Here is a 21,431-nt window from a genome sequence, read left to right as displayed (position 1 = left end):
GTCGAGATCGCCAGCCAATATAGGCCTTTGCTTGCTGGACTGCCCGGGGGTTAAGGCATGACGGAGCGTCCCGGGTCGAGCCCGCCAGCCATCCCCGCGTCGGTGGTGCGCCTGGCGGCAGGCGCGCTGCCGGCGGAGGTGCTGGCGGTGCTGGCGGGGCCGGTGGGCGAGGCGGTGGCGCAGGCGGCTGGCTACGTCGGACGGGCGCTGTCGGAGAACACAAGGCGTGCCGACGTCTCCGACTGGCGCGCCTTCTGTTCCTGGTGCGAAGCGGGCGACGTGGCGGCCCTGCCGGCCGCGCCCGTGGTGATCGGCGGCCACCTGGCGAGCCTCGCGGCCACGCTCGGGCGCAGCGGGCTGCGCCGGCGGCTGGCGGCGATCGCCCACCACCATCGCCAGGCCGGTCACCCCTGGGAGACGCGCCAGCCGGCGATCAGCGCCACCATGCGCGGTACCCTCACCACCCATGGCAAGCCCGCCCGGCGGCAGCCCTCACCTCGGCCGAGGTCAAGCGCCTGCTGGCGAGCTGCGGCACCGACGTGGCCGGGGTCCGCGACAAGGCGCTGCTGCTGGTAGGGTTTGCCGGGGCGCTGCGTCGCTCCGAGCTGGTGGGGATCGACCGCGAGCACCTGCGGTTTACGAGTGAGGGCATGACGGTGCTGATTCCGCGCTAACGATCCGTGGTTGAGGGACTGTTCTTGTCCCCATCTTCGGCCAAGCCGCACTTCGCGGTCAGCCGGCTCTGAACACCTGACGCCGAAAGGCCGGCAGATGGGGACCCTGCCGGCCTTCCTACTTTCCAGAGCTCGACGATCAACCTCGCCCCAGGAAGTCCGAGGGGGACTGGCGCGGCAGCTCTCGCAGCCACACCCGCCCAGGCCATTGCTCGGAGACATCCTTCCGCAGGAAGCTGTTTGGCCCTCTCGTGCCCGGATCAGAGCACGAGAAGGTAAAAGGGGCATTGAGGCGACGTCGCAACTGATGGGGGCGGCCGGAGTCAGTCGTTGCGCCGCCAAGCAGCGCTTCTTAGCCGACGGCCTCTGAACGGCTTGCACGTAGCAGAGGAGCGCGCACGCTAACGGATGCTGTCGCCCTTCTACAGGTTGGCGGCAACCTCGCTTATAATCTGGCGGATCTCGCGAAATAGGGCGGTACCCCTGACCGTGCGCCCGGCGAGCACGGACCGGTAGTTATCAGGGTTTGGCTCGCGGCGGATGAGCTCCGCCTCCTCCAAGCGGTCCAGAGCACGTGAGATGATGCCCTTGTGGACGTTCAGGGCGAGGGCGAGATCAGTTCCTGTCTGCGGCTCTGCATAGACGTAGACCCGGAGGAATACACCAAGCTGTCGCGCAGTGAGGTTCGGGCCGTTATGGCGGATGATGACCATAATCGTCTTATGTAGAAGCAGCACGAACTCATCTGGGGTGCCTTGCAGTGGCATAGTGGCCTTTCTCGATGGCGATTGACTTGACTGACCTAGCGGGAGGGGACTGCCAGCAGTGTGAAAGCAGCCAGCAAAGAGCCAGGTGCTCGCGCACCCAGCTTTGTCGTGCGGTCGGTTAGGAGGTGAGCGCCCTCTCAGCGTCAGACCTGCAAATGGGGTCTGCGCATCGGCCAACGCAAAGGTTAGAACATCCGGCGCATGCGGTAAGAAGGCTTACGCTGCGAGCTGCGTTTCTGGAACGAGCGCGATTGCTCCGAGTGTGTGACTTCGTCGAACGACAACACATCTATCACAAGCGCAGCACACCGGCGCACCGTCTTGAGCACGGCTCTTCCCTCTTTCAGATCGACGAAGCGGTCTTGCGGCGGCGGACCATACCGAGGCCGAGCAGGCCGGCGCCGAACAGCGCGAGGGAGGCGGGCTCGGGGACGGCCACGGGCGGCGGGGGCGCCTTGGCGCCAGTGTCGTAGAAGGTGATGTGTGAGTAGCCGCGATTACGGAAGTAGTTGTCGAGGTCGAGGGTGGCCGAGGTGATGGCGTTGGCGAGGTCGTAGAAGAGGGCGTAGCCGTTGGCCTGCTTGACGGTGAAGTAGTGGATCTCGGGATCGTTGGCACCGGGGGTGTAGACGAAGGAGATGATGTTGCTGCTGCCGCTGTAGCTGATGTTGAACTCACGGCCCGTGATGCTGCTGAACCGGCCGAAATCCTCGTCGCCGTTGCGGCCGCTGTCCTGCTTGTAAATGGTGGGGGAGCCGCCGGCCTCGGCGTTGTTGGTGACACCCTTGGTGGTGGCGTAGCAGTTGGCGAAGCCGCCGCCGCTGCAGTCGTTGCCCTCGAAGTTCCCGGCATAGGTGATGGCGGCACTGGCGGGGGCTGCGGCGCCGAGGGCGAGAAGGCCGGCGATCAGATAAGGCTTGAGGTTCATGTCACCACCCTCCCTTTCCGGTGGTGATGTTGCGATAGCGATATGTGTGCCAGATGCGGACACGCAATTAAATCAACGGAGGTTCGTTAACATCGGTTCGGTAGTGACATGGAGTGTAAGATCCGCCGACATGATGTCAGACTGCTGCGCTAGCGCGGCAAGGGGAGCGCTGACCAAGGCTTGGAGCGGGGAGAGGGAATTGAACCCCCATCAGCAGGTTGGAAACCCGCAGCTCTACCGTTGAGCTATCCCCGCCGCGCCGGTCACCGAACGCGACCCACTGTGCGCGACGTCGGTTAACATACCGTTGTTCCGGCTCTGTCGGCTTCGCGGTTTAGCCCAGCGCACAGGCAAGCGCGCGGGCCACGATCCACCAGAGGAGCTGGGAGATGCCCAGAGCCACCATGGCGCAGCTCGACCAGCACCACCGACCGGCAGCTCTGTTGTAGGTTATTTCCTGAGGAGGCGTCATGCCGGCTGCTCGTCCTCGGGTTCAGCAGGTCCTACGGCTTGAGGCCCTGCTGAGATCCCGTCGGAGTTCCTGCCGTCCTCTGGGGATTGGCAGCTTCGGCCATGGTGACGCTGATCTCGCGCAGCAGGGCCGCGCCCCGAGTGGTGCGCTGGACATGAACCGAGCGCCTGTCCGCAGGGTTGATCTTGCGACGAGCCAGCTTGAACTCCTCGAGGCGGTCCAGGGCGCGCGTGATGGCGGGCTTGCCGATGTTGAGGGCTTCGGCTAGGCCGCGGACGGTGTGCGGCCCCTCGCCAAGATAGACGGTGAGGAAGACACCGAGCTGGCGCGCCGAGAGGTCTGGTCCGTCGCGGCGGACAAGGGACACCACGGTCTCCCGCAGGATCTCGACGAGCTCGTCCGGGGTGCCTTGCACGCTCATGGAATGCTCCTGTTTTAGGGGGCGCAAGAAGGCCGGGCACCTGCGCACCCGGCCTCCGTTGTGCTGCTCTCAAGCGGCTTCGCGCCGCCCGCTGCTCGGATCAGGCGGTCGGTTCGGCCTTTTCGCGGCGGCGGTAGGCGAGGCCCATGCCGAGGAGGCCGGCGCCGAAGAGGGCGAGGGAGGCGGGCTCGGGCACGGCGACGATCTGCGAACTGGCGTTGAGCGAGGCGCCGCCGCCGGTGAAGGTGGCGGTGATCACGACCGTCTCGGAGAAGAGGCTGTTCGGCAGGGTGGCGTTGCCGAGGATCGGGCCGGAGGCGTGGGTGACGCCGTCGGTGTAGGTGCGGCTGGCGAGGAGCTGGGAGGTGGCGAAGGCGTTGTTGTTGGCGTCGACGTAGTTGCTGAGCGTCACGCTGGAGATGAAGGCGCCGTTGATGAGGTTGTTGGTGGTGAAGGTGTTGATGAGGCTGGCGAGCGGGGAGCCGGCGGTGGAGCTGGTCAGGCCGGTCTGGGTGATCTCGAAGGTGATAGTGTGCGAGCCGGTGAAGTTGCCCATGCTGCTGATGCTGGCGGTCTGCACGTCGAGAGCCGGCATGGGGACGACGGGCACGCCGTAGGCATTGGCGGTCACGATGGAGAAGTTGCTCGTCGAGCCCGAGACATAGAGGTAGCCATTGCCACTGGTCTGGGTCAGGGCGTTGCCCGCGATGCCGTCCTGGAAGACGCGAGCGGAGAGCTCGGGGGCGGCCTGGGCCTGGGAGGCGACGCCGATGGCGAGCACGGCGGCGGTGGCGAGGAGGAGCTTGCGCATAGAGCAGGGGACCTTCGGGTCTGTGGGGTGACAGGGGCATTGTTGCCGCCTTGCAGACCGTAATGGCAATGAATGTGCCAGAAAAAAAGGCATATGTTTACAAGAAGTTAAGATCGACTGGATACGTTACCGCCTTAATCTGTAATTTATTTCGACACCGTGCATGGCGCATTGCCGAGACCCCGCTGCGCACGGCCCGCGCGATTCACATAGGGAACCGGTGACGTCCAATCCACCTTAAGAGCCGCCTAAGGAGACTTGGCTTTTCGGTCGTAGCGTACTCGGGCGAAACGGGCCTGATTAGAACGGCTGGACTGCCAGCGGCGATCCAGCCATCTGGCACGTCGCGCAGCAGGAGACTGCCGGCCGCGACCACAGCATTTTCGCCGATTGTGCATGGACCGATAACTGTCGCATTGCTAGCGACCCAAGCTCCGCGCCCTATGACGATGTCACGACCTGTACGGGGATAGGCCGTCTGCCGCTCGACACCAAAGCAGGATACGTCATGGGTTCCCGTTAGTAGGCAAACGTTATGACCGAAGAAAACATTGTCGCCGAGGTAGATGTCGCCTGAACTGAGATTGAAGAGGGTGTTCACCAGATGGACATTGACTCCAATGTACAGGCGCGTTTTATCGCCCCATACGGAAGGAGTATTGGCTAACTTTTGTACAATGTGTGGTGCGAGTTGATCAGCCAAGCGCTCGAGATCTTGAGATGAATCACCCATTCCTCTTTCTTCCAAACGGCATTGGACCTTGAGCCTAGTACCTGTGTCTGGGACGCCGTCAAGTTGGCAGGAGAGGTGCTCGCGGTCAGGATCAAGTAGGCTGCCGCGCAGTGGCCGGCGGAAGGTCGGCGTGGCGCCCGCCTCGGGTCGTTGCCGAAGTACCTCGCGGTTGGTGCCGACCTGGCGCGAGGTGGGGCAGATCAAGGCAGCAGCTTCCGGCAGCCAGACCGCCTTATTATGAGACCTGTGCGCGGATGTGCGGACAGGCGAGAGTTTAGCTGCTATTTCTTGTGCTGGGCGCTGTCTAGGTGGCAGGTGTGCCCGAATGGCAGCGTGGTACGGCCTGCTGGCGTGATCCAGACAGATCTCTCCTGTGTTAAGCGGCGGCGTGCAACAGCGTGATCGTGCGCCGGAGATTGTAGGCAGTGGCGGTGAGACGGGCTTGCAGTCCGGCTTTGGCCAGACCGAGCCACCGCATGCGCCGCAGGCCATAGGAGCGCTTGCAGGTGCCGAACACCTTTTCAATCCGGCAGCGTATGCGCCGGACCCGGGCGTTGTGCTTCTTCAGCCGGGCGAGCGCCGCGTCCCCGCCTCAGGTACCCGTCTGCACGACCTGCGGCATGCCGCCACGCGCACGGATTGCTTTCCAAGGCTTGTCGCCGTTGAAAGCGCTATCGGCATAGACGTTTCCCGCTTCGAACGGCAGCACAGCTACCAGCTCGGCGGCGCCATGGATGTTGGCCGTGGTCACCTCCAGGCCGCGGATCAGGCCCGCACCTTCATCGGTCGCCACATGCGCCTTGTAGCCGTGCACGGGCTTGCGGCGGCGGTGCCCGGCCCAGCGGTTTGACGTACACGTCAAACCATCGTCCTTCTGGATGCTGGCCGAGGGGATCAGCGTCGCATCCACCAGCGTGCCGGTGCGCACCATCAAGCCCCTAGCTTCGAGTTGGCGGGTCACCGCCTCGAACAGCCCGCGGCCGAGGCTGCGGCGCGCCAACTCCCGCCGGAACCGGACGAAGGTGGTGCGCTCGGGCGTCGGCTCGTGGGCAGCGAAGCCAGAGAACCGGCGGAAGCTGGTCCGGTCGTCCAGCGCCTCGGCCAGCTTCACGTCCGAGAGGTCATACCAGGTGGCCAGCAACAAGCCACGGAAGAGAGCCAGTGGCGGCCAGCCACGTTCGCCCTTTGCCGCAGCCGAGATACCGGCCAGGTGACGATCTATCTCAGTCCAATCCAGCAAGGCGGCGAGGTCCAAGAGCGGCAGGGCCGCTCGCGGCTCCGCCCGTGCGACGAGGTCTTCCTGACCGATCCGCTGCCGCGCCATGTCGACCTTCCTCGTCTAGACAGGCAGTGAATCAGCCTACGTCGCGCCGGGTTCACAAACATCCGCGCACAGGTTTCATCAAAGGGCGGAACCTACCGCCAGCACAATCGCCCTGGTCGTGCCAGGATCAGCCCGCGACCTGTGGCCGGTAGGTGTGCTGCGGGTTCCTCTAGTCGATCCCGTCCAGCATGTAGGCCAGCTGCGCCGACGAAATGGAGAGGCACCAGCCGCGGGCGCGGGCCACAGGAAGCGTCCCCTTTCCAGCCGCTTGGCATAGAGCGACATGCCGAGCCCATCGTGCCAGAGGATCTTGAGCAGGTCGCCGCGCTTGCCGTGGAACACGTAGAGATCGCCCGCGTGCGGGTCGCGCCTGAAGCGCCTCCTGCACCTGCAGCGCTAGTCCGTTCATGCCGCGGCGCATGTCGGTGTGGCCCACTGCCAGCCAGACCCGCACACCAGCGGGAACCGGGATCACCGCCGCAACACCGACAGCACGCGCCTTAGCGCCGCCGCGTCCACGTCAGCCCCCACCCGAACAAGCGTGCCATCCGGCAGCGCGATCTCGATCCGCGGATCGGCGACCGCCACGGCGGGTGCCACAGGCCCAGGATGGATCGGGTCGCTCACCTGTACCGGTAGAGACACCGGTTCGGGCGCCGGAGCTACCGCTAGGCGCCCCTGCCGCAGCTGACGCCGCCAGTACCACAGCAACCCGCGGCTGATGTCGTGCCGCCGAGCCACCTCCGGCGTCCGTGCTCCCGGCTGCGCCGCCTCGGCCAGCACCCACAGCTTGTCCTCGGCACGCCAGCGACGACGCCGCTCCACTCCGGTGATGAGCTCCATCCCGCCCCCCGTCCTTAGCGTCGCCCTTACGAGCGTCACTAAGGTCAGAGGTCATCATCCCCCACAAAAGGCGGCCCTCGCCGGATGGTTACAAACCAAGGTGACCAGATGGAGATTGTCGAGCCGCCCCAGCCATCCCAGGAAACGGCGAGGGTGCCGCGTTCCTGAAAAGGCTTCGCCGCCCCTGGACCACGACCTACTGGTCCAGAGCCCTCGCCCCTTAGTGTTTTGCTAAGACCTCATCACGACACTCACCTGTGTCATGCGAAGAGGATGCCGAAGTGGCTTGGGTCCTCGCTCATAATATTGGGCGCGGTGAGTGCTTGATGTTCGGGACTTTCGGAGAAGCCGATAACCACATCGCGGCGTGCAGTCCCGGAATCCAGCATGGCGGTCCAGAAATTGACCCCTTCCTGCTCGCCGGGCCGGTCGAGCGTATTCTGGTAGATGAGCTGCACGAAAGAGCGATTGGAGAGCGCGCCATAGGTGGCTTGGAACTCGTTCGATTTTACAAAAGTATCGGCGAGGTCGGCGAGATGCGCTTGTCCACTGTCAATTGCGTTGCGCCAGAACTGGAGTCCAGTCACATCAGGCAAACGACCTAAGGCCGTGTCGTAGAGGCGTGCAACCTGTGCAGCGGACTCGGACAGATCCCAAACGCCCGCCCCAATCAACGGCGCAGTGTGAGTATAGTTCTCCGGTGACTCGGAAACGAGGGAGAGCACAAGAGGCCGCGAACTTCCTTGGTTTAAGGAGTTCACCCAGAAGCTTAGTCCGTCTTGTTCAGGCTCGCGGCCGAGGATGTTTTCATAAATGCGAACCATAAAGTCATGGTTGTTGAGGTTCGTGCCGAAGCGGCTCACGTACTCGGGCGAAGACAGGAAGCCGCTCGCGAGGTCAGTGAGAGTGAACTGCCCTGACTCCAACTCCTGGTTCCAGAAATGCAGGCCGCCTTGATCAGGTCCGCGGCCTAGACCGGATTGGTAGAGCCGGACAACCTGGGCCGCAGGGGCGTTGAGGTCGAACACCACGCGACCATCCGCATATTGAATTTCCTCGACGTCTCGGAAGTCGTCAGTCGTCCCGTTGATCGTACGCGTGGTCACCCCTGACGATGCGGAATAGCTGAAATCCGCGCCTCTTCGGCCTACACCAGAGGCAAGCTCAATGTCGTAGCCGAGACCGCCATTAAACTGGTTAACGACACCGCCTCGGATGAAGACGTCATTGCCATCCTCGCCAAAGAGCGCGTTTGCACCGCTGCCGCCGATCAGGGTGTCGTTACCACTGCCGCCAAAAAAGGTGTCTAAGGGACCATCACCGCCCTCCAGGCGGTCATTTCCGCCTTCTCCATAGAGAACGTCGCTGCCGCTTCCTCCCAGAAGCGTGTCATTCCCATCGCCTCCGTGAAGTGAGTCATTCCCGCCGCCGCCTGCAAGGCGATCGTTACCAGCCAGCCCGTCAATAACATCGTTGTCGCCATCGCCGATCACATTATCGTCGCTATTTGTAGGAAGGGGGCTGAAAGACACTGCACTTTCTCCAATTGGCTCAGGGGAGCACCCAATGATAACGCAATAATAACGATATGATATCCTTTGTGCGAGGCCCGTCTAACAGATCTCTAATCACTTGGTAGTGAATGCGCCTCTCTCAAAACGCCTACGCTCGACTTGGCGCACCGACTTCGGAGACAAAGGTTCCCTCCGCTTTCACGTCAGAAACACAGTGTCAGCCCCCAATCAGTGTTCGGGGGAAATGAAAGTGAGGTTCGGGTTGCGCTCGAGGTCAGCTGACCTCACGCCGTCCTCCTGACGAGGGCCTCCTGTCGCTCGGTCCCAAACGTCTGGCCGCGAGTTGAACAGCGCTGATTGGCCGTCGTTAGGTGACGTTGCCGAGGGCAGTGGCCGCGAGACATCGGACGCGGCAAGGAGCGGCTGCACCTCACCTGCTGAGCCAAAGCGCGTCAAAGCTAAGTTTGGCACGGCAGTAGGCTCGCGTCTAAAAGCTAGGGACAAAACCTCCTGATCTGGCGCAGGCAGATGACAGCGTAGGCGAGGGTTGTGAGGGCGAGATGGAGGTTGGCGCGGCGCTCGTAGCGGACCGTCAGGCGCCGGAACCGGGCCAGCCAGGCGAAGGTGCGCTCGACCACCCACCTGTGACGGCCAAGGCGGGCATTGCTCTCGATGCCGCGCCGTGCGATGCGCGGCGTGATGCCGCGGGCTCGGCACTCACGGCGACAGCGGCGGTGGTCGTAGGCCTTGTCGGCGTGAAGTTTGGTGGGCCTGCGGCGGGGTCGCCTGCGGCGCCTGGCTCGCACGCCCGGAACGGCATCGAGCGTGGGCGCCAGCATGCGGCTGTCGTGGCGGTTGGCCCCGCTCAGCGTCAGGCCGAGCGGCGTGCCCTGAGCGTCCGTGACAAGGTGGCGCTTCGTGCCGGGCTTGCCGCGATCCGTCGGGTTCGGCCCAACCTCCTCGCCCCCTTTTTGGCGGGCAGGCTGGCGCTGTCCAGCGCTGCCCGGCTCCAGTCCAGGGCACCTGCATCCTGAAGGCGCTCCAGCAGCACCCGGTGCAGCCCCCTCCAGACCTCCGCGGCATGCCACTCACCCAGCCGACGTCAGCAGGTCTTCCCGCAGCAGCCCAGCTCGGTCGGCACCTCGTGCCACTGGATGCCCATTCGCAGCACGAACAAGATGCCCGCCAGCGCCGCCCGGTCGGGCGCGCGCGGCCGACCTCCTTTGGGCTTCGGCCGCGCCCGCGGCAACAGCGGTTCCACCGCCAACCAGAGGTCATCAGGAACGAGGAGTGCCATCCCCCTCAACGCCTCAACCCAGGTTGTGTCCCGAGCTTTAAGCCGGAAACGAGAACCTTTTATGTTCGTCCTGGCCATCTCTCTCCCGCGATTGCGGCGCCGGAAGGACGCACGTTCGGGACACGGCTCCACATCGCGGGCTTCACTGCGATGGGTTGACCGGGTCGTCGCCCAATGAGCCTTGTTGAGGTGAGCCTGATCAACTGAAAGCGCGTGGCCGAGCGCCCTGGCTTCTACGAGCTTTCGGGCACGCAAGCGACGGCGGCTCGGCCTAAGGGGTGGCACCTTCCGGTTAGTCAGAGGGCTCAACGGATTGGGACGGTCATGTCGTCGTGGTTCGGTGAACCCGACGTTGCGTACCCTCGGCGCGCCCGCAGAATTAGGCCAAGGCGCGCGACCAGCTTGCGATCAGCCCGGACGCAGTCCGGTCCCAGCTGAACTCCGCCGCGCGTGCCAGGCCGCGGGCGCGGAGCGTTTCAGCGTAGTCTTTGTCATCGGCCAAGCGCCGCAGTGCAACGGTCAAGGCATGGACATCCAGGGGGTCGGCGAGCGCGGCCGCATCGCCGGCCGTCTCGCCCGTCGCTGTCGTGCTTGACGCGAGCACTGGGGTGCCGGTGGCCATCGCCTCAACAACCGGCAACCCGAAGCCCTCATAGATACTCACGTAAGCGAACGCCGCTGCACGAGCGTAAAGTATTACGAGGTCGGCGTCGGGCACGTGCCCAAGCAGACGTAAGGTCCCGGTGTCACGGGCGCGCTGCGCTAAGGGATTGGCAAGGGCGTTGCCCCAGCCGCTTCCGCCCACGATAACCAGTGGAAATCGCTGCCGCAAAGCCATGGGCAGACTGTCGTGCGCGGCGACAAGTCGATCAAAGTTCTTGCGCGGTTCCAGCGTCGAAACTGATAGAAAGTAGTGACGGTCCTCCAAACCGTGCCGTTGCAGTACAAGCGCCGCGTCCTCACGGCTGACCGGCCGAAACTCCCTCCCCGCGGCGAGCGGCACGACGTCAATCCGCAGGGGTGAGATGCCGAACTCCTGCACAAGTGCACCGGCGGTGAAATGGGAGATGGCGACGAAGCGGGCCGAACCGTCGAGCATGCGGCGCAGGTTGCGGTCAATCCAACGCAGACGTTCGGGTGGGTGGTACTCGGGATGGTGGTGCCACGACAGGTCGTTCATGGTCACAACGGTTGGGCCCTCAAAGGGGCTGTAGAACAGCTCGGGAATCATGTTCGGTTCGTGATACACGACCCGGCCACCCCCACGGCTTCGCAGCGCGGCCATGCGCTGGCGCTGGCCACTCAGGTGCTTCAGGCGCCGCGCCGCTTGGACGCCGGGTACGTCGGCGACCAGTCGCTTGAAGCGCAGCAGCGGCGAGGGCACACGGACAGGATCTAATCCTGCCTCCACCTGCGCGAGCACGGTACCCGTATCGCGCAGCCGACCGGCCAGGAGCAGATCGAGCCTGGCGAGCTCGGGTCGGTACCGGGTGGCCCGGATGATTTCGAGTGTCATGCGCCCTACACCAGAGCGCTGACTACGCAGACTGTCCGCCCCAATAATAGCGCTGAAGGGAGAAGCTTGCTGCATCCCTCCTCATAAGTGCCTAGTCACGACTGGACAAGGTTAAGCCTGTTGCGCGCGGCGGCTTGATTCGGCTGAGTTCGCCCTCTATGCACAATTGGCATCTGCTGGGTAGCCTGTCACTCGCATGAGCATATCCATCAGCGGCCTCCTGTGCACCGTCTGCCGGTCCGACCGCCTTAACCACGGCAGCGATACGTTGACCTGCCGCACCTGCGGGCAGGACCATCCGGTGCTGGGCGGAGTGCCTGTCATGTTCAACGCTGTTGCAGTCAACAGCGAGGCCGGAGCCGAGGATGACCTTGCCTCGCGCCAGGTGGCCGGCGCATTCGATCTGCCGGACGACCCCCTGACCCTGTTACGCATCCGAACGATGCTGCGCATGAAAGTCCGCTTCGGCAACCTGCTGGTGCAGGCGGAGAGCCAGCAATTCCTGCATCGCGTGCGCAACTCCGGTCATGAGGTAGAGGCCGCTAGGGTGCCGAGGGGTGATACGAACACAGTCCGCGACATGGTCGCAGTCCCGCGCTACCGATGGACAAAGGATTATCTTCCGCGCCGCTTCCTGCCTAGCGTGCCGATCCTAGCGAACATCCGGCTTGAAAACGTCGGTGCTGTGCCGCTGTACCGATCTGGTGAGGGCTGCGCCCAAGTTGCGCTGCGCTGGCAACACCGCGATGGCGCGTCCGTTCCGGCGCCGGACATGCGCACACCGCTGCCGATCGATCTCGCGCCGGGCTGTGCGGTGACGATTGCGATCCACATCGCTCCGCCGGAGCGTACCGGCGCGTACCTGCTGACGGCGACGCTGGTGCAGGAGAACGTGCGCTGGCTCGACGAAGGCGCGCTGACCTTGGCCGTGAAGGTCAGCGGCGACGTGCCTGGCCCGGTACCTGAGGGCTGGCTCGTCCGGCCCGACCCCCCAGCCAGCTACGACGCCGATCACGACCTCGGGTGCGCGCTGCTGCAAGACTGGTTGCGGCGCCATGCCTCGCCGCGTCCGCGCGTGCTCGAGGTAGGGGGGAACGCCGCCCCGATGTTGGCACGCCTGAGCGAGGGCTTCGGCACCGACTTAGTGAACGCAGACGTTGACCTCCTCGGCTTACAGATCGCGCGCCTGCGCGATTTGCAGCGCGGCGCCGGGCTTCACCATGTTTGCGCCGATGCCTTCGACTTGCCATTTCCGTCCGGCCACTTCGACGCCATCGTGATTTTCGCCTCACTTCACCACTTCCCAGAGCCCGATGCCCTGCTCGAGCGGCTGCGCCATCGGCTCCGCCCCGGCGGCTTCATCGGGCTTTTTTGCGAGCCGGTCGGGCACGTCTGGCCTGGTGCGGTCCATCCGGCCTTCCTGACCGAGCTGGAGCGCGGCGTGAACGAGCAAAGCTTTTCTCTTCGCGAGTACGAGTTGATGTTCCGGCGCGCGGACCTGAAGGCGGCGGAGGTAGAGGTGGACATGAACTCGCTGAAAGCCCGACTGGTCCACGCCCAGCCAGACGGCGCACGCTGATGCCGATTGAAGCGGCGCGCCCCCTGTCGCCGGCGGAGCTCCAGGCCGCTTACGAGAATGCTATCGACGGACGGGGACCACTGAGCTCGGCCGCCCCGCCCCCCGCCATGGGCGCCGCGCCGGCCGAGGTGCCGGCCCAGCTCGGACAGCCGCTGCGGATTGAGGCGCTGAGCCGCCTCGATGACCTAAGCTTCCTGCAGGCCGCCTACCAGGGGTTGCTGCAGCGGCCTCCCGACGCGCCGGGCCTGCAGCATTACACAGCAGAGCTCGCGGCGGGCCGGAGCCGGGTGTTGGTCCTCGGCGAGCTTCGCTACAGCGCGGAAGGCCGGCGGATCGCCACCCCGGTTCCGGGCCTTCGCGGGCGTTTCCTGCTGCACCGCGCCTATCGCGTCCGGCTGCTGGGGCGCTTGCTGCGCGTTCTGACGGGGATAGCCGCGTTGCCGGGACTGCTCCGCGATGTGGCCCGCCTGGGCACAGAGTTGACTGGGCTTACCGCCGATGTGCGTGCCCTGCGCGCTGGGCTGGCCGATGCCGAGTTGCGGCTGCAAGCGGTCGGCAACCAAGCCCGCCCCGCTGGCCGAGGCGTGGAGCAATTTCAGGCTGCTGCTGCGGAGGTCGCGGCACTGTCCCGCCGGATTGAGGGCGAGCCGTGGTCGCCTCCGATCCTGGAACTTGCCACGCAACTCGATGGGCTCCGGGAGCGGCTCGGCCGGGCTGAGGCGCGCGCGATTGCCGATGAGGATGCGAGCTCCCTGGTCCGGGAGGCGGCCGGCACCTTTGGGGCGCTGCGCGAGCGCATGGGCTGGCCGCAGGATGCCGCCGCTCTCGCCAGTATGGTGGAGGAGGCGCTAACTGACGGACGGAACCTGGCGATCCGCGCCGCGAACGCGGCGGGGGCGCTTGAGACCCGCGTGCACGCTCAGGAATCGCGCCTGTCCCTGATCCTGCATGAGGCCCGCCGCCTGGCGCCGGGCACGCCGCTGGACACCACAGCGGCGGTGGAGCAGGCAAATCTGCTCGACCCGCTTTATGTTGCTTTCGAGGACCGGTTCCGCGGCACGCGGGCCGACATCAAGCAGCGCCAGAGCGTCTACCTGGACACTCTGCGTGCCGCAGGCGCCGGTACGGCCGCCCGCCCCATCGTCGACGTGGGATCGGGCCGGGGCGAGCTGCTGGAGCTCCTGCGCGATGAGGGGCTGCATGCGCGCGGTGTCGACCTGAACGGTCATATGGTGGCGCTGTGCACCGCCGCCGGCCTTGACTGCACCAAGGGCGACGCTGTGGCCTACTTGGCCGGACTTGAGCCCGGGAGCCTCGGCGCGGTGACGGGGTTCCACATCATCGAGCACCTGCCCTTCCCCGTCATGGTCGCCCTGCTCGACGCCAGCCTGCACGCCCTCGCGCCTGGCGGTATCATCGTGTTTGAGACGCCCAACCCCGCAAACTTGCTGGTGGCCAGCCGCTGGTTCTATCTCGACCCAACCCACCGCAACCCGCTGCCGGGCGAGATGGTCGCCATGATTGCCGAGGCGCGCGGCTTCGTGGAGGTGAGCATCCGCCCCCTCCATCCCATGCAGGCCCGGTTCGAGGCGCGCGACGAAGTGCTCGCGCGGGAGCTCGACGCGATCTTCCACGGACCGCAGGACTATGCGCTGATCGCCCGGAGGCCTTGAGGTGCGCGTTGTCATCGTTAACGCTCAGACGCCCTTTGTGCGCGGTGGGGCCGAGATGCTCGCCGACAACCTGTTGGCTACCCTGAAGGAGGCTGGGCACGAAGCCGAGCTCGTGACGATGCCCTTCAAGTGGTATCCTGCCGAGCGCATCTGCGATGGGATGCTAGCCGCCCGCTTACTAGAGGTCGACGAGTGGTGCGGTGGCCGTATTGACCGACTGATTGGCCTGAAGTTCCCGGCTTACTTGATGCGTCACCCCTGCAAGGTCATGTGGCTGTTGCATCAGTACCGCGGCGCCTATGATTTGTGGGGGTCGCCAATCGGCGACCTCAGCAACGCCCCCGCCGGCCGGGCAGTTCGCGACATGATTCACCTGGCGGACGCCGCCGCGATGGCGGAGAGCCGGGCAGTGTACACCATCTCCCGCAACGTCACCGACCGGCTACGACGCTTCAATGGCATCGACAGCATGCCGCTTTATCACCCGCCACCGGGAGCCGAGTTGTTCCGCCAAGCGGAGGCGGAGGACTTCTTCCTGTGCCCTGGACGGATCAACCCGACGAAGCGGCAGGGATTGGTAGTGGACGCACTGCTGCGTTGCCGCAGCGGGGCACGGGTGGTGTTCACCGGCGTGCCCGATAGCCCGGCATACGCAGCGGACCTAGCGCGCCGCAGTGAGACCAGCTTGGGCGAGCGCGTGACTTGGCGCGGAGCCGTAACGGAGGCGGAAAAGCTCGACCTGTATGCGCGCTGCCTGGGGGTGATCGTCACGCCGATCGACGAGGATTACGGCTACGTTACACTCGAGGCAATGCTATCGGCCAAGCCGGTGCTCACCTGCAGCGACAGCGGCGGCCCGTTGGACTTCGTGGAGGACAGCGCAACCGGCTTTGTCTGCGCGCCCGATGCCAGCGCCGTCGCAGACGGGCTGGACCGCTTATGGCAAGACCGGCGCCGGGCGCGAGACATGGGACAGGCCGGCCTCGCGCGCTACAGGGCGCTTGGATTTAGCTGGGCGGATGTGGTGTCGGGGCTGCTAGCATGACCGCCGCGCCGCGCTGGAAGGCAGGGTAGGACGATGCGGATTGGGGTCCTGACAGACCAAATTCCGTTTGTTGAGGGCGGGGCCGAGCTGCACGCCCGCAATCTGTGCGCCGCACTGCGCGACGCCGGGCATCAGGCCGAGATTCTTTCGATGCCATTCAAGTGGTTCCCACCCGACCGCATCGCCCCGCAGATCTTGGCGGCGCGGCTGCTGGACGTGACGGAAAGCTCGGGCATGTCGATCGACCGGGTGATCGGCCTCAAATTTCCGGCCTACCTGATGGAGCATCCGAACAAGGTGTTGTGGATCCTGCACCAGCACCGCACCGCCTACGATCTATGGGGCACCAACCTGGGTGACCTGCACAGCCAACCCGGCGGCGAGGCGGCGATGCAGGCTGTCCGCGCTGCCGACGATCGGGTCATCCCGCGCGCGATCCGGGTATATGCCAATTCGCGTCGCGTCTCCGAGCGCCTACAGCGCTACAACGGCATCGCGAGCGAGCCACTCTACCACCCGCCCCCGGATGCGGGCCGCTACACCTGTGGCACGGACGAGGGCTTCCTGCTGGTGCCGAGCCGAATCAACACGACGAAGCGACAATCCTTGCTGCTCGAAGCGATGTTTCATGTCCGCTCCGATGTGCGCGTGGTGATCGTCGGCCGCCCAGAGGCCGAGGACCTGCTGCTAGGCCTGAAAGCCCGGGCGGCGGCGCTGGCGGCCGGCCGTGTGACCTTCGCCGGTGTCGTGAGCGACGACGAGAAACTGCGACTTTACGCGACCTGCCGCGGCGTGGTGTTCGTTCCTTATGACGAGGATTACGGCTACGTCACGCTCGAGGCGATGTTATCGGGCAAGCCGGTCGTCACCTGCACCGACAGTGGCGGCGTGCTCGAGTTCGTGACCAATGGCGAAACTGGGCTGGTCGCCGAGCCCGATCCGGTCGCGCTCGCCGCCGCGATCGACCGGCTGTGGTCCGACCCCGCGCTCGCCCGCCGGCTCGGTGCGCAGGGGCGGGAGCGCTACCACCAGCTTGGCATCGGTTGGCCCCAGGTGGTTGAGGCCCTGACGGCATGACACGACCCATGCTGATCGACGTATTCTCCCCGCTGCCGCCGCTCCAGACCGAAATCGCTAACCATACCGCTGGCGTGTTGCGCGCGCTTGGCCGCAAGGTGCGGGTCCGGGCCTGGACGTCGCAGGAGGGCCCGGTCGAGCTTGCCGCGCCGGAGGTGGAGGTGCGCCGCTTTCGGCCGGACGACCTGCCGGTTGCGACGTTGAATCAAGCGGAAGCGACGTTCTACAACCTAGGCAACAATGCGCGCTTCCATCTCGACATCCACCAGGCGGCGCGGCGTATGCCTGGCATTGTCGTGCTACATGACATTAAGCTGCAGCACTTCTTCGCCAACTACGGCGAGCGTCCGGGGGCTGACCGCGAGTACTACCTCGCCCAACTCGAGGCGAGCCACGGCCCGGTGCTGCGCGAAAAGGGCGAGGCGTTTCTCGCCGGCCGGCTCGACTTTGAGGAACTGGTTTCCCAGGCGCCGATGACGCTCGCAGCTTTGGCGGGCGCGACCGGGGGCGTACTCCACAACGCCGCAGAGCTTGCGGCGCTGAAGGGGCAGACGCACGTGCCGCTGTACAGCCTGCCGCTGTCGTCCGACTTTGGCCCGCTGCCGGCACGGCGCAAGCTCGCCGACGGTGACGAGCTGAGCCGATTGGTGATGTTCGGCTATATTGGCAACAATCGGCGGCTCTTACCGGTGCTCGAAACGTTGGCAGCCATGCCGGATCGGGATCGATACCGCCTCGATATTTATGGCATCGTTGAGCAGGCGGACGAGGCGGATGCGCTGATCTCTCGGGCTGGACTAAGTGAACGCGTAACCCGACACGGCTTCGTGCCCGATGCGGAATTGGACGCAGCGCTGGCGACCGCGGACTTGGCGCTGAACCTGCGCTGGCCGACCATGGGAGAGGCATCGGCCGCGCAGCTCCGCCTCTGGGCGGCCGGCTGCCCGTCTCTGGTCACCGACGTCGGCTGGTATGCTCAGCTGCCGCCCGAGACAGTGTTCCACATCGACCCCAGCGACGAGCGCGGCGGAATCGAGGCGCACCTGCGCGCGCTTCGTCGTGACCCCGCCGTCTATGCCCGCGCCGGGCTGGCTGGACGCCGCGTGCTCGAGCGCCTGCACGCGCCGGACGCCTACGCGGACGGACTGCTGCGCATTGCCGCCCAGCACGTGGCGCAGCACGCTCGGCACCAGGGTCACGCGCTTGCGCGCCGCGCGGCGGCCGCTCTGCTTCAGGTCGCGCCGCCCGAGCTTGCCCGGCCGCTGGGGGCAGAGGTCGCCCGGCGCATTGCCGAGCTAACGCGCGACTGACGCTCCATGCTGTTCTACGAGCCGCTGTTCCTCTTCGTCTTCTTTCCGGCCGCCTTCGCATTAACATGGCGGCGGCGCCACAGCGCGGACCGGCGGCTTTTTGTGCTGCTTACGGCCAGTCTGCTGTTTTACACCTGGGGAGAGCCGCTGTTCGTGCCCGTGGTCCTCGCCTCGTCGGCGCTGGACTACGCCCTTGGTCCACTGGTAGCGCGGCGGGCGCGCTGGGCGCTAGCGCTCGGGCTGGTCGCGAACCTAGCGATCCTGGTGTTCTACAAATACGTGGGCTTCCTGACCGACAGCCTGTTCGCCGTGCTGAGCCTGTTTGGCGTCCCGGCGGTAACAGGGGCCACCCTGCAGGTCGCGCTGCCGATTGGCGTGTCGTTCATTGTGTTCGAGAAGGTCACCTATCTCGTCGACATCTGGCGTGGGCTCAGCCCGCCGGCGCGCGCCTTCCGGGACTATCTGACCTACGTCTTCTTCTTCCCCAAGCTTCTTGCCGGCCCCATCATCAAGTATCACGAGATTGACGCGCAGTTTCACAGCCCCGCCCCGCTGGCCGAGACCTCGGTCTTCGACGGCTTCACGCGCTTTATGCTAGGCGTGATTAAAAAGGTACTGATCGCCGACTCTGTCGCTCCCATGGCAGACGCCGCCTTCGCGATTCCGTCAAACCAGCTAAGCTTCGCGAGCGCCTGGTCCGGCGTGTTGCTGTTCACCGTGCAGATCTACGTTGACTTCAGCGCCTATTCCGACATGGCTATCGGCCTCGCCCGCATGTTTGGCTATCAGTTAAGCGAGAACTTCAACCGACCCTACATCAGCTGCAGCATCACCGAGTTTTGGCGGCGCTGGCACATCTCGCTGACGAGTTGGATACGGGAGTACCTCTACATCCCGCTGGGCGGCAACCGAGTGGGGCCGTGGCGGCGCATGACCAACCTTTGGATCTGCTTTCTCGCGAGCGGCCTGTGGCACGGCGCTGCGTGGACTTACGTGCTCTGGGGCGCCTATAATGGTTTACTCCTCGTCCTGGACCGATTGGTGCTGTTGCGGCTGCTAGACCGGATGCCGCAAATTATAGCTAATCTGCTGACACTGGTAATCGTTATGGTTGGCTGGACGATCTTCCGTGCCTCATCTCTGCCGCAGCTGGGCGCCTTCTTCCATGCCATGACCCATCCCGGTCAGCCCGGCGTCGTCTTGCATTGGGAGAACACGACACTGCTCGCGCTGGCAGCCGGAATCGCGATCAGCCTTGCTCCGCGTTTGCCGTATCTGGACGCCGTGCTGTCTCAGGTACTGGCACGTCGGTCGGGGCGCTTCATGGTCGAGGCGTTTGGAGCCGTCTTGTTCGCAGTGGCGCTAATCAAGGCAGTCACGGACCCGTTCCGCCCCTTTCTCTACTTTCGGTTTTAATGCGCAGGCTGTGGGATCTGATTCGGAGTGGCCTGCTCTGGCGGCTGCCGGTGCTATTGGGCATGGCGATGATTGCGGGGCCAAGCATCGTTGTCTACGGCAACGCGCTGCACCGGCTCGTCTCGGGGGTGCCGGTCTACAGCGATACCGCCTTGCGCGGCGTGCAGGTCCCGGCGCCGAAGCCGTCGCTGAGCTTGGACGACGTGCTGTCGGGCCAGTTTTCGCGCAGCTTCGTGGCCTACTTTGGCCAGCACTTCCCGCTTCTAGGCCCCGCAGTGCGCGCAAAGGCGCAGCTTTACTGGTCGGTGCTGAGGCAGTCGCCAGCCTGGTACATCACTATCGGCCGCAATCGGACACTGTTTGAAACCGAGTACATCGAGGAGTACTGCTCGCGCGACCTTGTTGCTTTTACCCCTGTCGCCGAGGACTGGGCAGCGAAACTGGCCGAGGTGCAGCGCTGGTACGCGGTGCGTGGCAAGCTGTTCGTCTACCTGCTGACGCCGTCGAAGGCGGCGGTCGAGCCGGAGAACCTGCCGGCGGGGTGGCCGTGCCCGGCCGGGCAGGCTGACCGAGAGGGCCTGCACGCGGCGTATCGCGCGATCCTTGACCGAGCCGGCGTGAACGTTGCCGACAGCATCGAAACGACACACGCCGCTAAGCGCGAGTACCCGTTCCCACCCTTTCCACGCACGGGCATCCACTTCAACACGGTGTCCGCTGCCAGGGCGGCACAGGCGGTGATCGACGCGGTCAACCGAGCCAGCTCTTGGCGGCGCATGGACGACCTCAGCTTCACTTGGCACATGGCCCCACCCAACGAGGTTGACACCGACCTCCTGGATGCACTGAACATCCCCCGGCCCGGCCCGCCGGTGCTGGCGCCGGACATCACGGTCACGACCCCGTTGGCGCCATCCTGCCACCCTGTGCTGATGGCCCAGGTCGGCGGCAGCTTTGCCTATCAGGTCAACAAGGCGATGCAGCGCTTGCCCTGCCCGCCAAGGGTAGATCTATATGAGTACTTCAAGAACACCATGGCCTTCTATCCCGGTGACACCCGCTTCCCTGTCGATCCTAAGCGTCGTTCCTGGATGCTGCTGGACGCAGCCGAAGTCGTGGTGTTGGAAGAAAACGAGCAGATCGCCCCGCGATCAGATCACGGGCTCGCGTTTTACGAACTCGTGCGCGAGCAAATGGGCGTCCCGTAATGTCGACAGCGGCCGGCGAACGCGGCATATTATCCGCTTGTCGGATCCACCATCTGTGCGCCCTTCGCTAGGCACTCTATTCTGAGCGCAACCGTTTGTCCTTATAGACACCCGGCTTGATCACCAGCGAAACTGGATAACATGCCGCGCGCGCTCATCACCGGTGTGACCGGACAAGACGGGGCCTACCTGTCGCAGCTTCTTCTCGAGAAGGGCTACGAGGTCTTCGGGCTTCTCCGCCGTTCCTCCTCTGGCGACGTGATCGATGAGCGCCTCCGCTGGCTCGGCATCGCCGGCAAGGTGCGGATGATGGACGGCAACCTCATCGACCTGTCCTCTCTCCTGCGCATCCTGCAGGAGGTGAAGCCGGACGAGGTGTACAACCTCGGCGCCCAGTCCTTCGTGAAGACCTCCTGGAACCAGCCCCTGCTGACCGGCCAGGTCACGGCGCTGGGCGCGGGGAACATGCTGGAGGCGGTCCGCCTCATGGCGCCCAAGGCGCGCTTCTACCAGGCCTCCTCCTCCGAGATGTACGGCCTGATCCAGGAGCCCGTGCAGAGCGAGAAGACGCCGTTCTACCCGCGCTCCCCCTACGCGGTCGCCAAGCTCTACGGCCACTGGCTGACCGTAAACTACCGCGAGAGCTTCGGGCTGCACGCCTCCTCGGGCATCCTGTTCAACCACGAGAGCCCGCTGCGCGGCATCGAGTTCGTCACTCGCAAGGTCACGGACGCGGCGGCCCGCATCAAGCTCGGCCTGGCCTCGGAGCTGCTCATGGGCAACCTCGACGCCAAGCGCGACTGGGGCCACGCGCGCGACTACG

The 21,431-nt window shown here is 65.1% G+C and carries 18 protein-coding genes, 1 tRNA gene and 3 pseudogenes; 9 read left to right on the top strand and 13 right to left on the bottom strand.

The window, feature by feature from the left end:
- Positions 1-57 precede the first annotated feature (57 nt).
- Entirely contained in the window at positions 58-576 is a 519-nt protein-coding gene (locus tag EAH89_RS24870) for a hypothetical protein (protein ID WP_140886406.1), read from the top strand.
- Between the two features lie 520 nt (positions 577-1,096).
- On the opposite strand, the gene EAH89_RS24865 is transcribed toward EAH89_RS24870, so the two are convergent.
- From EAH89_RS24865 to EAH89_RS24810, 13 genes and pseudogenes are all read right to left on the bottom strand, one after another.
- Positions 1,097-1,441: a MarR family transcriptional regulator gene (locus EAH89_RS24865; protein WP_140886405.1), complete on the bottom strand. Its 345-nt coding sequence runs from the start codon at positions 1,439-1,441 to the stop codon at positions 1,097-1,099.
- A gap of 343 nt (positions 1,442-1,784) precedes the next feature.
- Complete coding sequence (locus EAH89_RS33780) at positions 1,785-2,369, bottom strand: PEP-CTERM sorting domain-containing protein (RefSeq protein WP_140886404.1); 585 nt, start codon at positions 2,367-2,369, stop codon at positions 1,785-1,787.
- A 181-nt stretch (positions 2,370-2,550) separates the two neighbouring features.
- Positions 2,551-2,624 (bottom strand) — tRNA-Gly (locus tag EAH89_RS24855).
- 248 nt (positions 2,625-2,872) lie between these two features.
- On the bottom strand, positions 2,873-3,262 hold the full coding sequence (locus EAH89_RS24850) for a MarR family transcriptional regulator (RefSeq protein ID WP_140886403.1): 390 nt from the start codon (positions 3,260-3,262) through the stop codon (positions 2,873-2,875).
- A 100-nt stretch (positions 3,263-3,362) separates the two neighbouring features.
- The gene (locus EAH89_RS24845) at positions 3,363-4,073 is read right to left on the bottom strand and encodes a PEP-CTERM sorting domain-containing protein (RefSeq protein WP_140886402.1); all 711 of its coding nucleotides are present in this window, start codon (positions 4,071-4,073) and stop codon (positions 3,363-3,365) included.
- A gap of 205 nt (positions 4,074-4,278) precedes the next feature.
- Positions 4,279-4,806: an acyltransferase gene (locus EAH89_RS33555; protein ID WP_140886429.1), complete on the bottom strand. Its 528-nt coding sequence runs from the start codon at positions 4,804-4,806 to the stop codon at positions 4,279-4,281.
- 376 nt (positions 4,807-5,182) lie between these two features.
- Positions 5,183-6,130, bottom strand: a pseudogene (locus tag EAH89_RS24835) (IS5 family transposase).
- Positions 6,131-6,208: 78 nt separating this feature from the next.
- On the bottom strand, positions 6,209-6,472 hold the full coding sequence (tnpB, locus tag EAH89_RS24830) for an IS66 family insertion sequence element accessory protein TnpB (RefSeq protein ID WP_277753891.1): 264 nt from the start codon (positions 6,470-6,472) through the stop codon (positions 6,209-6,211).
- 49 nt (positions 6,473-6,521) lie between these two features.
- Positions 6,522-6,584 (bottom strand): annotated as a pseudogene (locus tag EAH89_RS33205) (hypothetical protein); the annotation flags it as partial.
- Between the two features lie 17 nt (positions 6,585-6,601).
- A complete protein-coding gene (gene tnpA / locus EAH89_RS24825) occupies positions 6,602-6,973 on the bottom strand; it encodes an IS66-like element accessory protein TnpA (protein ID WP_140886401.1) in 372 nt (123 codons plus the stop codon).
- A 260-nt stretch (positions 6,974-7,233) separates the two neighbouring features.
- The gene (locus EAH89_RS24820; RefSeq protein WP_140886400.1) at positions 7,234-8,505 is read right to left on the bottom strand and encodes a DUF4214 domain-containing protein; all 1,272 of its coding nucleotides are present in this window, start codon (positions 8,503-8,505) and stop codon (positions 7,234-7,236) included.
- 476 nt (positions 8,506-8,981) lie between these two features.
- Positions 8,982-9,784: pseudogene (locus EAH89_RS24815) on the bottom strand (IS5 family transposase).
- Between the two features lie 379 nt (positions 9,785-10,163).
- Positions 10,164-11,300, bottom strand: coding sequence for a glycosyltransferase family 4 protein (locus EAH89_RS24810; protein WP_161993742.1), 1,137 nt, complete (start codon positions 11,298-11,300; stop codon positions 10,164-10,166).
- 196 nt (positions 11,301-11,496) lie between these two features.
- Between EAH89_RS24810 and EAH89_RS24805 the strand changes: the two genes are divergently transcribed.
- The 8 genes from EAH89_RS24805 to EAH89_RS24770 all read left to right on the top strand — a co-directional run.
- Positions 11,497-12,879, top strand: coding sequence for a class I SAM-dependent methyltransferase (locus EAH89_RS24805; protein ID WP_140886398.1), 1,383 nt, complete (start codon positions 11,497-11,499; stop codon positions 12,877-12,879).
- Positions 12,879-14,552, top strand: coding sequence for a class I SAM-dependent methyltransferase (locus EAH89_RS24800; protein WP_140886397.1), 1,674 nt, complete (start codon positions 12,879-12,881; stop codon positions 14,550-14,552). The genes EAH89_RS24805 and EAH89_RS24800 overlap by 1 nt, the downstream gene beginning before the upstream one ends.
- A gap of 1 nt (position 14,553) precedes the next feature.
- Positions 14,554-15,597, top strand: coding sequence for a glycosyltransferase family 4 protein (locus tag EAH89_RS24795; protein ID WP_140886396.1), 1,044 nt, complete (start codon positions 14,554-14,556; stop codon positions 15,595-15,597).
- Between the two features lie 33 nt (positions 15,598-15,630).
- On the top strand, positions 15,631-16,674 hold the full coding sequence (locus EAH89_RS24790) for a glycosyltransferase family 4 protein (protein WP_140886395.1): 1,044 nt from the start codon (positions 15,631-15,633) through the stop codon (positions 16,672-16,674).
- Positions 16,675-16,682: 8 nt separating this feature from the next.
- Complete coding sequence (locus tag EAH89_RS24785) at positions 16,683-17,984, top strand: glycosyltransferase (protein ID WP_140886394.1); 1,302 nt, start codon at positions 16,683-16,685, stop codon at positions 17,982-17,984.
- 6 nt (positions 17,985-17,990) lie between these two features.
- Positions 17,991-19,400 (top strand): MBOAT family O-acyltransferase, encoded by a 1,410-nt coding sequence (locus EAH89_RS24780; protein ID WP_140886393.1) that lies wholly within the window; start codon positions 17,991-17,993, stop codon positions 19,398-19,400.
- A gap of 62 nt (positions 19,401-19,462) precedes the next feature.
- The gene (locus EAH89_RS24775) at positions 19,463-20,608 is read left to right on the top strand and encodes an alginate O-acetyltransferase AlgX-related protein (RefSeq protein ID WP_161993741.1); all 1,146 of its coding nucleotides are present in this window, start codon (positions 19,463-19,465) and stop codon (positions 20,606-20,608) included.
- A gap of 141 nt (positions 20,609-20,749) precedes the next feature.
- Positions 20,750-21,431: GDP-mannose 4,6-dehydratase (locus tag EAH89_RS24770; protein WP_140886391.1), on the top strand; the 682-nt coding region annotated here is incomplete at its 3' end.

Source organism: Muricoccus nepalensis (genome assembly GCF_006438825.1).
In the GTDB taxonomy this organism is placed as follows: domain Bacteria; phylum Pseudomonadota; class Alphaproteobacteria; order Acetobacterales; family Acetobacteraceae; genus Roseomonas; species Roseomonas nepalensis.
Note: the sequence above shows the minus strand (reverse complement) of the source record. Positions and strands in the feature narration are given on the sequence as shown.

Bases quoted from the DNA above. Each gene is read 5' to 3' on its own strand.
- EAH89_RS24805 (WP_140886398.1), top strand. From the start codon at position 11,497: ATGAGCATATCCATCAGCGGCCTCCTGTGCACCGTCTGCCGGTCCGAC.
- EAH89_RS24790 (WP_140886395.1), top strand. From the start codon at position 15,631: ATGCGGATTGGGGTCCTGACAGACCAAATTCCGTTTGTTGAGGGCGGG.
- EAH89_RS24865 (WP_140886405.1), bottom strand. From the start codon at position 1,441: ATGCCACTGCAAGGCACCCCAGATGAGTTCGTGCTGCTTCTACATAAG.
- tnpA (WP_140886401.1), bottom strand. From the start codon at position 6,973: ATGGAGCTCATCACCGGAGTGGAGCGGCGTCGTCGCTGGCGTGCCGAG.
- EAH89_RS24870 (WP_140886406.1), top strand. From the start codon at position 58: ATGACGGAGCGTCCCGGGTCGAGCCCGCCAGCCATCCCCGCGTCGGTG.
- EAH89_RS24800 (WP_140886397.1), top strand. From the start codon at position 12,879: ATGCCGATTGAAGCGGCGCGCCCCCTGTCGCCGGCGGAGCTCCAGGCC.
- EAH89_RS24810 (WP_161993742.1), bottom strand. From the start codon at position 11,300: ATGACACTCGAAATCATCCGGGCCACCCGGTACCGACCCGAGCTCGCC.
- EAH89_RS33780 (WP_140886404.1), bottom strand. From the start codon at position 2,369: ATGAACCTCAAGCCTTATCTGATCGCCGGCCTTCTCGCCCTCGGCGCC.
- EAH89_RS24780 (WP_140886393.1), top strand. From the start codon at position 17,991: ATGCTGTTCTACGAGCCGCTGTTCCTCTTCGTCTTCTTTCCGGCCGCC.
- EAH89_RS24775 (WP_161993741.1), top strand. From the start codon at position 19,463: ATGGCGATGATTGCGGGGCCAAGCATCGTTGTCTACGGCAACGCGCTG.
- EAH89_RS24845 (WP_140886402.1), bottom strand. From the start codon at position 4,073: ATGCGCAAGCTCCTCCTCGCCACCGCCGCCGTGCTCGCCATCGGCGTC.
- EAH89_RS24850 (WP_140886403.1), bottom strand. From the start codon at position 3,262: ATGAGCGTGCAAGGCACCCCGGACGAGCTCGTCGAGATCCTGCGGGAG.
- EAH89_RS33555 (WP_140886429.1), bottom strand. From the start codon at position 4,806: ATGGGTGATTCATCTCAAGATCTCGAGCGCTTGGCTGATCAACTCGCA.
- EAH89_RS24785 (WP_140886394.1), top strand. From the start codon at position 16,683: ATGCTGATCGACGTATTCTCCCCGCTGCCGCCGCTCCAGACCGAAATC.